This is a genomic window from Actibacterium pelagium, assembly GCF_002285415.1.
GTDB lineage: Bacteria > Pseudomonadota > Alphaproteobacteria > Rhodobacterales > Rhodobacteraceae > Actibacterium_B > Actibacterium_B pelagium.
Genome location: NZ_NSBU01000007.1, coordinates 1,326,432 through 1,340,332, shown reverse-complemented (window position 1 = coordinate 1,340,332; position 13,901 = coordinate 1,326,432). Strand labels below are relative to the sequence as shown.

Here is a 13,901-nt window from a genome sequence, read left to right as displayed (position 1 = left end):
CCTTCATGTCCTTCTTCAAAAAACTCTTCGGCGGGAATGGCTCTTCTTCGGCCTCGGAACCTGAGCTTTACGAAGGATTCAAAATCTATGCTGAACCTGTGAAGGAAGACGGTTCATTTCGCCTGACCGCCCGGATCGAGAAAGAGATCGACGGAGAGGTCAGATCGCACATGCTGATCCGCGCTGACACGTTCCAGAACGCCGAAACCGCATCCGATGCCGCTGTGACCAAGGCAAAGATGTTGATCGACCAGATGGGCGAACGGTTGCTTGATTCCAAGCCGTTTACCTGAAGCCCTTCCTAAGGGTGTGAACACAGGCCAGACTTGTTTCATGCAGTTCCGACGTTTCCTGTTCCTGCCCCTGTTGCTGGCCGCTTGTCAGGCGCCCGGGCCGGCCGAATTGCCCCCGCACGCGCCCAACTACATCACAGAGCGTGACAACCGTGTGCTGGGCGAAGCCACCGCCCCGGGCCAGTTCGAGGTCCTGACCCGCCCCGGCGATGCAGCCCCGAACCTGTGGTGCGCGGCGGGGGAGTATGCAGATCGCGCCTTAAGGCAGCCCGTGGCAGAACGCATCTATGTTGTGAAACCGCTGTCGCCAAGCGTGCGACGGCCGGGCGTAAAAAGCGTGGTTTTTACCGTTCGACCTACAGCCGATCTGCCGGAACCGACACGGCCCCCGAATGACTTCAGCACCACCGTCTCCAGACCCGGTGAAAGCATGACAATCGGGGCCGCCAGCTTCATGTGTCGTCAATTGAAGCCCCGGTTTCCATTGTTCGAATGGCTTTTGCGCTGATCGATGCTGACGGAGTTTTTCATCAGCACCCGTGGCCAAGGCCTGTATGAATTCACGCCCGACGTGCGGGACTGGTGCGCGGGGCAGGGTGATGGCTTGCTGACACTCTTTGTGCGTCACACCTCTTGCAGCCTGTTGATTCAGGAAAACGCTGACCCCGAGGTCAAAACCGACTTGCGCAATTTCTTCGCGAGGCTGGTGCCGCCGACGACGGACCCGTCGATGTCCTACCTGACCCATACCTATGAAGGGCCCGACGATATGCCTGCGCATATCAAGGCGGCAATGATGCCGGTCAGCCTGTCGATCCCCGTGCAGGCCGGTCGCCCGGTTCTGGGCACGTGGCAAGGGATTTACCTTTTTGAACACCGCGACGCCCCGCATATGCGACGTGTCGCGGCCCAGTTCATGGCGGGATAAAAAAGATGCGCCGCGAACGGGGTTCGGGCGCATCTTAGACCATTGGGGAAAGAGGGCCAGCGCGGCCCGGGTCTAATACAATCAATCTAATCTTAAAAAGTGGTGAAATTAGGGGGAAAAATCCGGCAGTCGCCACCCTAAAAGCGACCACTTCATCTTGTGGGGCGAAATCCCCTCTACCCAACCTGCAGAGGCTCCCCTATAGTGGCTGTGGATAACTGCCGTTGCATCTCAATGGAGGGGACATGCGCTGCCCGTTTTGCGGAAATGTCGATACTCAGGTAAAAGATTCTCGCCCTGCCGAAGACCACGTGGCCATCCGCAGGCGCCGCCTGTGCCCGGCCTGCGGCGGTCGGTTTACCACCTATGAAAGGGTGCAGTTGCGCGACCTTGTGGTCGTGAAATCCAACGGCAAACGCGAAGATTTCGACCGTGACAAGCTGGAACGTTCGATCCGCATCGCACTGCAAAAACGCCCGCTTGACCCCGAACGCGTCGATCAGATGATCTCGGGTATAGTGCGCCGGTTGGAAAGCATGGGCGACACGGATATCCCGTCGAAGACAATCGGCGAGATCGTGATGGAGACTTTAGCCCGGATCGACACCGTAGCGTACGTCCGATTTGCCAGTGTTTACAAGAACTTCCAGGCGGCTGACGACTTTGAAGAGTTCGTGCACGAATTGCGTCCGCCCGAACCCACCAAGGACAAGTGACCTTTACTGACAGCGATCACCGCTACATGGCGCTGGCCCTGTCGCTTGGGCGACGGGGGATGGGCCGTGTCTGGCCGAATCCGGCCGTAGGCTGCGTGCTGGTGCGGGATGGCAGGATCGTCGGACGTGGTTGGACGCAAGACGGCGGACGGCCCCATGCCGAGGTCGTGGCGCTGGCGCAGGCAGGCGATAGCGCACAAGGGGCGACGGCCTACGTGACGCTGGAACCTTGCGCACACACCGGCAAAACCGGACCCTGTTGCGACGCTTTGATCGCAGCGGGCGTGTCCCGGGTGGTGGTCGCGCTTGGCGACCCGGACAAGCGCGTCGCCGGCGAAGGGCTGAGACGACTACAGGCCGCAGGGATCGCTGTCGAAACCGGGTTATGCGAAGCACAAGCCGCACACGACCATCAGGGCTTTTTGCTGAACCGGACCGAAGGGCGTCCGATGGTGACACTGAAACTGGCAAGCTCTTTTGATGGTCGGATCGCGACCGCCACCGGAGAAAGCCAGTGGATCACCGGACCAGAGGCGCGCCACCACGTGCATGCGATGCGTGCCCGACATGACGCGGTACTGGTGGGCGGCGGCACAGCTCGGGCCGACGACCCGTCCTTGACCGTACGGGGGCTGGGCGATGTTCCACAGCCCGTGCGCGTGGTCTGCTCCAGCCGTTTGACCCTGCCAACGCAAAGCAAGCTTTTCGCCACCGCGCGCGACGTGCCGGTGTGGCTGTGCCACGGTCCCAATCCGAAACCGCAAAACGTTGAAGCATGGACCGAAGCGGGTGCAGAGCTGATCGAAGTCCCCGTGATCCCCGGGGGGCAGCTGAACCCGGGCTTGGTTCTGCAATCCTTGGCCGAACGCGGCATCACCCGTGTTTTCAGCGAGGGCGGCGGGACCATGGCTGCATCGCTTCTGCAAGCGGGGCTGGTCGACCATCTGGTGGGCTTTACAGCGGGTTTGGCGATCGGGGCAGAAGGCACGCCGTCAATCGGCGCCATGGGGCTGGACGAACTGCCAGAGGCTACGCGGTTCCGTTTGCACGAGCTACGCCAAATCGGGGCCGATGTGATGCATCACTGGGTGCGCAGCTAGGCTAGCGCCACAGGTGGGCGTAACTACTGAACAGCCCCTGCAGTTTCGACAGTATCCGCAATCTGGCCGAGGGTCCGGGCATCTCGCCAGACGCAAGCCTTTCCACAGCGACCTCAACCGGGCAGGGCAGGCGCGTGACCGGGTCCAGATAGCGGGGATAGGAAATCAGCGCGGCGTGGGCCAAGGCGGGCAGGTCCACCCGGGCGGTCCGTCGGGCAGGGGGGGCTGCCAAATCGCGGGTCAGGCCCCACCCGGCATAGAATGGCAGGCCAAGGCAGGTGACCGGTTTGCCACGCAGCAAAGCTTCGAACCCCAAGGCCGATGTCAGGGTCCAAACCTCATCCACCGCCTCGATCGCGGCACCCGCATCGACGTTCGACAAGGTGACATCTGCCCCGCCGGTGATCGCGCCTTTCCGCAAGCCCGCCTCGACATCGGGGTGAGGTTTATAGATCAAAACTGCATCAGGGTTTTCCGCGCGGCATCGGTCCAACAGCGCTTGATTGGTCGCCTCTGCCGGGCAGCCAAACTGGATAGAGGCGTCATCCTCGACTTGCCCGACCACAAGTAAGCGCCGTCCCTCGGGCAATTCCGGCAGGTCGTCCCCGTCCAGATTGTACTTTGTCAGCCCCGCCGCAGTCAGCTTGCCAATCAGCCGTTCCGCCCGCCAGTGCTGTGCCTCTGACAGGCTGTCAGAGGCGTTGATCAACTGCTCCAACCGGCTTTCGCGGGTCGGGTCATAGTAGATGCCCAGATCATCGGCCACCAGCGACAGCGGCGGCACGAGCGAGGCGCCAAGCCCCTTGGACCGCAGGAACCCATCCTCGACACGCACGGCAGCGCTGTCAGGCGCGGCCTTGCTGGCCCAGACCATCTGCCGCGCGTCTTTGACGGCGCCAGAAAAGCGCACCGCGGTTTGTCGACCAAAGAAGTGTTGCAGGTGTCGGCGCTTCCAAAGGCGCATGCCCTCGGCGCGCCAGCCCTGATGATCTTCGCGCCACGCACGCGTCAGCGCGCCAAGAGTTTCCAGCGTTTCCTCGAAACTCGCCAGTCGGTCGCGATAGGGGCAGTACCACGTCGGCGCAAGGATCATCGCCACGGCAAAAAGTTGGGCACGGGTCAGGTTGCGCCCGCGCTGCGGCAAGTCCTGCTCATCCTGCGTCAGCCCCCAGCCAGCATAAAAAGGCCGCCCGAAAACACGGGGCTTATGGCCCGCCAAAATCGCCTCGAACCCCAGTTGGGACGACAGGGTGTAAACCGCCACTGCCCCCTCGAACAGGTGCCAAGGCGACAGGCCTTCGGGCGCCCATTCGGCCATCCACTGTAGGTCGCCCTCTTTAAAATGGCCCGGCCGCTGGCCTGCCGCTGTCTCTGGGTGCGCCTTTATATAGATCCGACAACCGGGGTTCTCGATCCGGGCAGTGGCCAGCATCTCTAGGAACCGGGCCCGATCGCCGCCGCTGGCTCGGACCGAGGCATCCCCCTCTGTCTGGTCGATCACCACGACATAGCCCGGCTCTGGCGCGGGCTGGGCGGGGTCGAAGGCGGTGTATTTTGAAAGATGTAGCTCTTTCATCCGGTCGATCCCGGCCCGCGCACGGTCCAGAAGGCCGGTGTCATCTAGCGGGTGGGTAGCCAGAAGATGTTCGATCTCGGACGGGGTAGAGGCATCGAAATGCACCCCCTTGTGGTCCAGGATCAGCCCAAGCGCTGGTTCGCCAAACCGCCCCGGCAAGACAGAGCGCAGAAAAGCGTCCTCGACCCGCAGAACCGGGGCTTCGGTGGCGCGGGCAACAGCCTCGCCCCGGCCAGAGGTCGGCGATTGCCCCCAGACCCCGATCATGTCGCCGTCACCGGGCTTGCCGACCCGAATGTCAAAACCCGCCAGATCAAGGATCCGGCGGGTGCGTTTTTGGGTCAGAAAACCACCGTTATAGACATAGAGCGTTTGGCGCCCGTCGTTGGTCACGTTAACCGCCGGTGGCCGTGGTGAAGGTGTTCGCCACGCCAAGGGTGCCGGTGATTGCGGCGATCGACTTCGACCATTGAACGAACGGGGCCTCGGTCACGTAGACCGTGTCGCCGTCGCGAATTTGGAAGTCACGCGCCTCGAAGACGCCCATGGGTTCGGTCATGTTCAGAATATAGGCCATGCGGGCCGTACCGGTCAGGTCACTGCGGCCCAGAACGCGGTTGGCAATGGCAGCCGGTTCGTCGCGGAACACAAAGATGCCCGTCGGGTCGGACGACGACGACTGCAAACCGCCGACCAGCAGCAGGGCCTCCATCGCTGACAGCTCTGCCTCGGGGAAGGCGACCACGCCGTTGCCGGTGGCCCCGGCCGAGGTAAAGGTGCGCGGATCGGCTTCGATAAAGATCTGGTCACCAGAGCGCAGCGCGATGTCCAGCTTCGGGTTGGTGAACATGTCTTGATACCAGATTGCCCCGCGCTTGCCGTTGCGAACCACGGTGATGCGCGCGGCTTTCGGGTCTTCGCTGATCCCGCCAGAAGACGCCAGCATACCCGACAGGGTGCGCGACGAGGTGCCGATCGGGAAAATCCCTTGCGCACCTGCATTGCCCGAGATGGTCACGGTGCCACCTTCGCCTGCCGCGCGGGTGACGATGATCTGAGGATCCGGGGTCTGGGCCGACAGTTTTTCGGTCACGATGCGGCGCAGTTGTTCGGGCGAATTGCCCGCAGCAAGGATACGGCCCGCATAGGGAATGAAGATAAAGCCCGAGCCATCGACCTGCAGGCTAAGCGTGCTCGCAGACGCCCCGGTTGAGCTGAGCAAACCGTCATCGACGTTTTCATAGATGTTGAGCGTGATCGTGTCGCCCGGGAAGATCACATCCGGACCAACCTTGCGCGCGTTGATAAAGCTGGCAGGGAAGCCAGATTCAACCTCGCGATATGTCGCGCTGACAACGTTCGGATCAACATCGACGATGAAGATATCGCCCTGTTTCTCGACGGAACCGGCGGCAATCTCGGCCTTGTTCGGGCCAGAGCGCGGCAATGCACAGCCGGCTAGAATTAGCACGGCACAGCCCAGAAGGGCCTTGTTGGCAAGGGTTCGTGGGGTCAGCGGCATGCGTGCGCTCCTGTCGGTCGTACTATTAGTGTTTTGAGTTTCTTAGCGAACTGTCGCTCTCCGCGCTACAGCTATCACTGGTTGTATCATTGCACCGCAGCCAAGTGTTGCTGCGGGGCCGCGTCCGGCCGGGCCAGTCTGGAATAGGTGTCGCTGTCCTGCAGGACCAGATCTGTTGCCCGGCGTAACAGGGCTTCGCGCCCCGCACGAGAGTAGTAGCCGCCGGTGATTTGCGACGTCTCCATCAGGAACCGACGATAGGTGTGATAGGCATCCAGGTCCGGCACCATGGGGTTGCGAAAGAATGCCTCTATCCCCTGCGGCGATACAAACTCCGGCTTGGTATACACCGCTTTGCCAAAGCTTTTCAGTGGCAGACCACGCCATAGGACCTGCTGCGCGGCAGTAGAATTCACGGTGATCGCGGATGTCGCAGTGCGAAGCAGGTATGCCAGCTTGCCACCACGAATGTAAAACACCCGATCAGCGACGCCGTATTTCTTGGCTAATTTGCGCAGCTTGACCCGCTGTCGCGCGCGCCCGTCTTCCAATGGATGCGCCTTAAAGACCAGTCGGTGGTGCGGTGGCGCCCCTTTGGCAAAACCGCGCACGCAGATTTCCATGAACTCGGCACCGGATTTGAACGGGCTATGCGCGCGGAAACTTGCGTCATGTTCCAGTTGCAGCAGCACAAGATGGTAGGGGAACCCGCCGCGCAATGCTTTGCGGGTCATGATTGCCCGATGCACCGCTTGGGCAGGCATCAAAAACAGTCTGCGAATATAGTGGCGGAACTCTGCCCCGACCGAGATGCCTCGGTGCGGCAGAAACTTGCGAAAGCGCCAATTCAATCCCAGCACGAAATAATGGTAGAGCGCCCCGTAAAACACGTGCTGTCGCATCTCACCCCAATGGGCAGGCGCGGGTGGTGGGCGCAGATCGCACTTTCCAAGCTGACGCGCCATTTCGGACACCGGGATTTCCATCAAACGCGAATTACCGTTTGTCCCGCCGCGCTCATAGGTGACCCAATAGGGCCGCATGTAACCTTCTTCAAAGAAATGCACACGCAGACCGCGTTCCTTGGCGATCCGAGCGGCCTCGGCGTGATGCGCCCGTGCTTCCCCGTAGAGAACAATATCGGTGATCTGATGCTTATCCAGCAAGTCCTGACAGGTCTTGGGCCAGTTCTCGGCGGTATCGGTAAAGCGGATCAGGTTTCTCCGCTGCGCCCAGAAAAGTTGATCCCCACTGTTGAACGCCACGCGCCAAGTCTTGTGACCGGCCTTTCGCAAGTTTCGGGCCAGCTGACAGAAAAAGGGCCCGTGCGGGCCTTGCAGAAAGAGAAAGCGTTTTTCGATCGAGCTCATGGAATATAGGTGCCAGAAACAGGGCGAATAAATGATTAACAGATACGCTGAAAAGCCATTAGCAGAGTTTTGTGTCCATTCAAAGGCTGGTGCTGCGCTTGCCCTTCGGTCATGCAACAGCTACCTCTGAGCACAAAGAGGAGCTAGCCCATGTTTACCGGAATCATCACCGATGTCGGCGCTGTCCGCAGCCTTGAACAACGCGGCGACCTGACTGCGCGGATCGGCACGGCCTATGACCCTTCCGGGATCGATCTTGGGGCCTCGATTGCCTGCAATGGCTGCTGCCTGACTGTCACCGATCTGGGCACTGACGATCAGGGCCACTGGTTCCAAGTCGATATCTCGGCTGAAAGTGTTTCCAAAACCAATATCGGCGATTGGGGTGTCGGCACCCCGTTGAACCTAGAGCGCGCCTTGAAGGTCGGCGACGAACTGGGTGGTCACATCGTGTCAGGCCATGTTGATGGCGTGGCCGAGATCGTTGCGATGACCGACGAAGGCGACAGCACTCGTTTCACCTTCCGCGCCCCCGAGGCATTGGCCCGCTTTATCGCCCCCAAGGGATCGGTCGCGCTGAACGGAACGTCCCTGACCGTGAATGAGGTCGACGGCTGCGATTTCGGCGTCAACATCATCCCCCACACCAAGGCCGAGACCACATGGGGTCGCGCGCAGGTCGGGGACCGGATCAACCTTGAGATCGACACGCTGGCCCGCTACGTCGCCCGACTGCAAGAGTGGGGCGGGGCCTGACCACCACATTTGCCCAACAACGGAGCGATTGAGATTGGCGATTTAAGTGCTCTTAGAAAGGCACGCAGGCTGGAGCTCACCACCCAGGCTGCAATCGCAGCGAATACCCGCTAAGGCCCCGGGTCACCCAGTGACGTACCGCATCGAAACCCGTAGCCTTTTCTCTGCGCTCAAGGACTTTTAGACAGACTTGGTTCGGGCGGAAATGATGAATCAAAGTCGAAGTTTCCTTGTAATACAGATATTTGATTTTCTTTCTTAAGGCCGATCACATTCTGATTTGCGACGAACCTCAGGCTTGAAAGACCATCGGTTAAGACGACATCCCTCGTCTGCTGCGATGCAGAGATGGGCGCTTTCCCGTGCCTCTGGAAGTGCCTGAAAAACGGGCGAAATTTGATTTTTCGCCGGATTCAGGCATCCTCGAAGTACGAAACCACGTCGGTAACGTAGGGAGGGAATATGTCGGAATCTAAAAAAAAGATGCTCGATCCTGACCCCAGAGTCTGGGATTTCGAGACAGAATATGAGCTGGGACAAGACAATGTGCGGCCCTTGGGGCTGGATATCCACAACCCTGTTTTTCTAATTTCAGCGATTTTAATTTGTGCCTTCGTTTTGATTGCTTTGGCAAACCAAGAAGGAGCAGCGGCTTTGTTTGGCTGGCTTCGGCCATGGCTGACCAGCACCTTTGACTGGTTCCTAGTGCTCTCGGTCAACGTCATCACGCTCTTCTGCTTGGCCCTGATCGTTTTGCCAGTCGGGAAAGTGCGCATTGGCGGCAAGGATGCCAAACCCGATTACAGCTATGCAGGTTGGATCGCGATGATGTTTGCAGCCGGCATTGGTATCGGACTGTTGTTCTTCGGCGTTCTAGAGCCCGTCTACTACAACTTTTCAGAAGGCGGCGGCGCCCGTCCGTTGAACTTGGATATCAACACGCCGGGGAACGAATATGTTGGTGTCGTTGGCACCATTCACCACTGGGGGCTCGAGGCTTGGGCCGTCTACGCGGCCGTCGGCCTGTCACTGGCGATCTTCTGTTACAATCTGAACCTGCCTTTGACCCTGCGTTCGGCATTCTTTCCCCTGTTGGGAGAGCGCATTTGGGGATGGTGGGGCCATCTGATCGACACGCTGGCCGTCTTTGCCACGTTGTTCGGCCTGACCACATCGCTTGGACTAGGCGCGCAGCAAGTTGCGGCGGGTCTTAGCGAAGTCTTTGGCATCGAGCCGACACCAACGGTTGTCGTCCTTCTGATCATCGGCATCACCATCATCGCCCTTGGCTCTGTCCTTCTTGGCATGGATGCTGGGGTGAAACGCCTGTCAGAGATCAACATGATAATGGCCGTTGCATTGTTCGTCTTCGTTATGCTGGTCACCGGGATCGGCACCGCGATCTCGCGTTATTTCAACGTAATGGTCGACTATATCGTCATGTTGCCAGCCCTTTCGAACCCGTTCGGTCGAGAGGACACAAGCTTCTTCCATGGCTGGACGACCTTCTATTGGGCTTGGTGGATCGCATGGTCCCCGTTCGTCGGCATGTTCATCGCGCGCATCTCAAAGGGCCGCACGGTGCGCGAGTTCGTCGTGTGCTGCTTGCTGGCCCCAACCGCAGTTTGCGCACTTTGGATGTCCACCTTCGGTGGTGCTGCGATTGATCTGCTGAATGCAGGTGGCGCGGAAGGTGTTCGGGCGACCGTCATCGACAGCTATGCCCCGGAAGGTGCCTTGTTCGGGTTCCTCAAGGAACTGCCTTTCTATGGCATCGTGGCGCCAATCTCGCTGGTCTTGATCATCGTCTTCTTCGTGACCTCGTCTGACAGTGGCAGTCTTGTGATCGACACGATCACGGCCGGTGGCAAGATGGATGCACCCGTTATCCAGCGCGTGTTCTGGTGCACCTTGGAAGGTCTGGTTGCGATCGCATTGCTGCTTGGGGGCGGTCTGGCCGCATTGCAGGGCGCCGCAGTTTCGACCGGCATACCGTTCACCATCGTTGTGCTGATCATGTGCTATTGCCTCTGGCTGGCACTTCGATCCGAGCAACGGAAAATGTAACGATAGTCAGCGCGCCCAATGGGCGCGCTGATACCTTTAAGGCAGACTGAACCGAGAGATGCAGTTTCAAAAAGCGTAGATGCCTAATGGGTGCGCATCCGGGGTTGGACATGCACCGTTTCAATTGAATTCAATAGGTATGGGTTCGATCGCGTTTATCCCCGCTCACGTTTGCAAGGTTTGACCCCTTAGGCCATTCTCATAAAGCACGATCAGCGCTGAGTAATTCTCTGAATTGCTGAATGTAATCGCCAGCTCTTCTCTTTTCCAAGCCTGAGGCGAAACCACCGGATGCTTCAAATTTGACACCCAGCCAATCCGCAAACTCATCTTCTAGTTTGCCCGGATCTGCTATGCGTTCCTCAAATCGTATCATTCGGGCTCTTGAACCCATCTTTCCGCAAAGGTCAGTCGTCAAAGAATTGTACCACTGAACATACTCCATCGACGCTTCAGCATCGTAGGAAAATGGAAGGCGTTTTGATTTGTAGTCTGTTGCAAAGACTTCAGATGCGTTCTCGGTTTCATCTCGCCGTACAAATAGAAAATACGCGTTGTCAAAAGCGCCAAAAAGGAGATGCGCAACTTCAATGATCATCGGGTTGGTGCATATTCGGAGGCTTTTCTTTTCCGCCTCCAAGGCTTGTCGGTTTGTGAATAAAACCTCTTCGATATTGGCTTCGGCTGTTGTCCCCATCACCTCAAGCTCGTTAGAGGCTAATTGTTTTAGATACTTCTTTGCCTCAGAATCCTTCCAGGCCTCAAATCCAAGCGAGACCTCTTTGGATAGGCCGAGGAGTGCCTCGAGCGTGGACTTTCCGGAACGTGAGGGACCCAATACAAACAGAAACTTGACACGGTTGGGAAGTGGTTCGTTGAATTCCGACGGTAGCCAATTTGCGACCACCTCCGAAATAGCCCGGCATTCCTGCCGCCAACTCTCAAGTTCGTTTCTATCGAGTTTGCTCGCATTGGCCAGCTTTAGTGCTTCAAAGCTTTCAACGGCTTTGCCCTTGTGCCGCAACATGTGTGCCAAAAGGAATTTTTCATCTGTGTCTGAAAGTCTTTCTTTGTTTGAATGGGCCACTTCCGAAAGCAAATTCAGGATATCTTTTCCCAGACTTCCTGTTGGCATGCTTGCAAGATTTATCAGGGATGAAATGGATCGAGGATTGCATTCAAGCGCTTGCCTAAAGCAATCAACTGCTTCGTCAATTCGACCTAACTCGAAAAGCGAGGCACCTAGAGATCTGTGAACCGTAGCAATTCTTGGGTTCAGATCACGCGCCCTTTCAAAACTGGCAATAGATTTCTCTGTTTCGCCTTGCCTGAACTGAACTTTACCAAGGTTAATGTGGGGGATCGGGTCGTTTTCATCTATTCTGATAGCTTCCGAGAAACAGTTTTCTGCTTCAGAGTACTTCTTCAGAGATCTCAATGCTGCACCCAGATCATTTTGAGCAATTGCACTTTCTGGCTTGAGATTGACAGCTTGCGAGAGGTGGTGCGCTGCTTTCTCCAGTTCCCCAATTTTCAGATAAAGTGCACCAAGACGGTTCTGCGCTTCAAATAAATCTGGCTTTAGTGCAACGGCCTTGGAGCAAGCTTTGATCGCGTCTTCCGTTCTTTCCTGAAGGTGAAGAACAGAGGCAAAATTGCTCAGCCCTTCCGCATAGTTCGGATTAATTGAGCAAGCTTTCCCAAATGATTTCTCTGCTTGCGACAGGTTCCCAAGCGCGTTTTCTGCGGCTCCACGTATGTTCCAGACAAAAAACGATTTGGGGTAAATCGACAAAAGTTTTACCGCGTGCTTCAACACGGCCTCAAACTGACCGGCTCTTAACAGCTTTAACAATTGATCAATCGAAGATTGCGGAGGATGAAGTGCTGCCTTTTCGCGTCGAAGCCGATCCAACCTGTTAAGAGCTTTCTTCACCCGTTTGTCGTTTGGTGCGGTACGCAAAGCCCTCTTGTATAGAATTATTGCTCTTTCGATTTCACCTTTCGCTTCTTGGGACTTGGCAAGCTGGTAGGTTTTTTCGACAGAAGAGTTCAAACAAATCTCCAAAAATTAATAGTTCTTAGTTCCTTCGAAGTGAAATGCCTCCGTAGGAGTATCAAACAAGTTCTAGATATCTCCTGGAACGCGTTTAATTTACACGAAGGGTTCGGAAACCGCCAACCAAAAGGCAAGGAAAAAGGGGCCGCGCGGCCCCCTTTGATTACTGCAAAACAGTCATATGCAACTCATATGTAAGTCATATGCAGGTCATATCCGGAAAATCGGCTGTAACATGCGCGGCACGAAGCTGCTGAAGCGCAGTGGCGCGTCGGTCGCTGCAAGGCAGATACAGGCGCATTCGGGACCGGCGATCGGGGTGTGCTCGTCGCTTTCATCCGCGATTTCCACGTCACCCACACCAAACTGACCGCCCTCGTCGCTAAAGCTGCCCTGAAGGACCAAAGTCAGCTCCAGACCGTTGTGGCTATGATCCGGAACAGCCTGACCGGGTGGGATATACAGTAGACGGACCGATCCCTCTTTCCCATGCGAAAGGATGCACTGGCGGGTGCCAAACCCAAGGTGTTTCCACTTCGGCGGCTTGCCTTTCAGCGCCTCCATCACTGGTCCGGGGAAGATGCCCGAACGTTCATAAGTCGGAACGTCTTGGGCTGGTTCATCCAGCATTTCCAACAGCTTAGCCTTCAGGTCGCCCGAGACTTCGATTGGTGGAAGATCATCCATCACAGCGCCCCCGGCAGTGTCATGGGCCCCCAGGCGGGCCCTGCACTCGTCGCACATCGACACATGTGCGGATACGACAAGGCCATAGGGCGCGGGCAACGCGCCCGACGAATAGGCTGCCAACAACTGGTCGTCGATATGGTGTTTAATGTTTTCCATTCCTTACCGTAGCTCTTGCATCTCATGGCGCAGCCGATCCAGCCCCAGACGGATACGCGATTTTATGGTCCCTAGGGCAACGCCACTTTCGCGGCTGATTTCGCTGTGACTTAGCTCACCCAGGTAGGCCTTTTCTATCATTTCCCTTTGGTCGGGCTTGAGCCGTTCCAAAGCGCTCTTCAACTGGTTAACTTCTTGTTCTAGCGCCAGAATTTGCCCTGCATCTTCTTCCGGCGGTTCCTCACACTTCAACGCTTCGGGCAGGGGGCGGCTTTCCTTGCGGAACACATCCACCTGCCGGTTCCGCGCGATCCGATAGACCCAAGCGGACACCTGTGCGCGGTGCGGATCGAACTGATCCGCCTTGTTCCAGATCGACAACATGACCTCTTGCACGATGTCTTCTGCTTGATCCGATCTCGCCCCGCCTCGAATAGCCATGGCCTTCAGACGCGGGCCGTAAAAGTCGAACAGTTTCGCGAAGGCACGCTTGTCCCTCTGGTCACGGATCGCCAGCATCCATTGCGTCTGTTCACTTAGCTCGATGGTGTCCACAGAGCCTCCGGTCGATTTGCGTGACACGATGGGCGAAGCGACCGCAGCAGAGGCCGCGGAGTTTTCGATCATCGTTTCTGCATTTCTATCCAGCATATCGTCTCTACGCAGCC

At 57.5% G+C, this 13,901-nt stretch carries 13 protein-coding genes; 7 read left to right on the top strand and 6 right to left on the bottom strand.

All coding sequences use genetic code 11. From position 1 onward, the window contains the following. Positions 1–5: 5 nt before the first annotated feature. The 5 genes from CLM58_RS15485 to ribD all read left to right on the top strand — a co-directional run bounded on the left by CLM58_RS15485 (position 6) and on the right by ribD (position 3,037). Positions 6–293 (top strand): HlyU family transcriptional regulator, encoded by a 288-nt coding sequence (locus tag CLM58_RS15485; RefSeq protein WP_095596764.1) that lies wholly within the window; start codon positions 6–8, stop codon positions 291–293. A gap of 40 nt (positions 294–333) precedes the next feature. Beyond that, a complete protein-coding gene (locus CLM58_RS15480; protein WP_095596763.1) occupies positions 334–801 on the top strand; it encodes a hypothetical protein in 468 nt (155 codons plus the stop codon). A 3-nt stretch (positions 802–804) separates the two neighbouring features. Continuing rightward, positions 805–1,221, top strand: a complete 417-nt coding sequence (locus CLM58_RS15475; RefSeq protein WP_095596762.1) for a secondary thiamine-phosphate synthase enzyme YjbQ — start codon at positions 805–807, stop codon at positions 1,219–1,221. Between the two features lie 245 nt (positions 1,222–1,466). Continuing rightward, positions 1,467–1,937, top strand: coding sequence for a transcriptional regulator NrdR (nrdR, locus tag CLM58_RS15470; protein WP_095596761.1), 471 nt, complete (start codon positions 1,467–1,469; stop codon positions 1,935–1,937). After that, positions 1,934–3,037, top strand: a complete 1,104-nt coding sequence (gene ribD, locus CLM58_RS15465; protein ID WP_268236366.1) for a bifunctional diaminohydroxyphosphoribosylaminopyrimidine deaminase/5-amino-6-(5-phosphoribosylamino)uracil reductase RibD — start codon at positions 1,934–1,936, stop codon at positions 3,035–3,037. The genes nrdR and ribD overlap by 4 nt, the downstream gene beginning before the upstream one ends. 1 nt (position 3,038) lies before the next feature. Here ribD and CLM58_RS15460 read toward each other — a convergent pair whose 3' ends face one another. From CLM58_RS15460 to CLM58_RS15450, 3 genes are all read right to left on the bottom strand, one after another. Next, positions 3,039–5,006, bottom strand: a complete 1,968-nt coding sequence (locus tag CLM58_RS15460) for a capsular polysaccharide biosynthesis protein (protein WP_095596760.1) — start codon at positions 5,004–5,006, stop codon at positions 3,039–3,041. A 1-nt stretch (position 5,007) separates the two neighbouring features. Next, positions 5,008–6,135: a polysaccharide biosynthesis/export family protein gene (locus CLM58_RS15455; protein WP_095596759.1), complete on the bottom strand. Its 1,128-nt coding sequence runs from the start codon at positions 6,133–6,135 to the stop codon at positions 5,008–5,010. 86 nt (positions 6,136–6,221) lie between these two features. Next, the gene (locus tag CLM58_RS15450) at positions 6,222–7,505 is read right to left on the bottom strand and encodes a capsule biosynthesis protein (protein WP_095596758.1); all 1,284 of its coding nucleotides are present in this window, start codon (positions 7,503–7,505) and stop codon (positions 6,222–6,224) included. 150 nt (positions 7,506–7,655) lie between these two features. Here CLM58_RS15450 and CLM58_RS15445 point away from each other — a divergent pair, with 150 nt between their 5' ends. Next, entirely contained in the window at positions 7,656–8,261 is a 606-nt protein-coding gene (locus CLM58_RS15445) for a riboflavin synthase (RefSeq protein ID WP_095596757.1), read from the top strand. A 462-nt stretch (positions 8,262–8,723) separates the two neighbouring features. After that, positions 8,724–10,328: a BCCT family transporter gene (locus CLM58_RS15440; RefSeq protein WP_095596756.1), complete on the top strand. Its 1,605-nt coding sequence runs from the start codon at positions 8,724–8,726 to the stop codon at positions 10,326–10,328. A 199-nt stretch (positions 10,329–10,527) separates the two neighbouring features. On the opposite strand, the gene CLM58_RS15435 is transcribed toward CLM58_RS15440, so the two are convergent. The 3 genes from CLM58_RS15435 to CLM58_RS15425 form a co-directional block, all read right to left on the bottom strand. After that, positions 10,528–12,384, bottom strand: coding sequence for a tetratricopeptide repeat protein (locus tag CLM58_RS15435; protein ID WP_158221928.1), 1,857 nt, complete (start codon positions 12,382–12,384; stop codon positions 10,528–10,530). A 213-nt stretch (positions 12,385–12,597) separates the two neighbouring features. Then, positions 12,598–13,233: a ChrR family anti-sigma-E factor gene (locus CLM58_RS15430; RefSeq protein ID WP_095596754.1), complete on the bottom strand. Its 636-nt coding sequence runs from the start codon at positions 13,231–13,233 to the stop codon at positions 12,598–12,600. Between the two features lie 3 nt (positions 13,234–13,236). Beyond that, positions 13,237–13,860: a sigma-70 family RNA polymerase sigma factor gene (locus tag CLM58_RS15425; protein ID WP_408608216.1), complete on the bottom strand. Its 624-nt coding sequence runs from the start codon at positions 13,858–13,860 to the stop codon at positions 13,237–13,239. Positions 13,861–13,901: the final 41 nt, after the last annotated feature.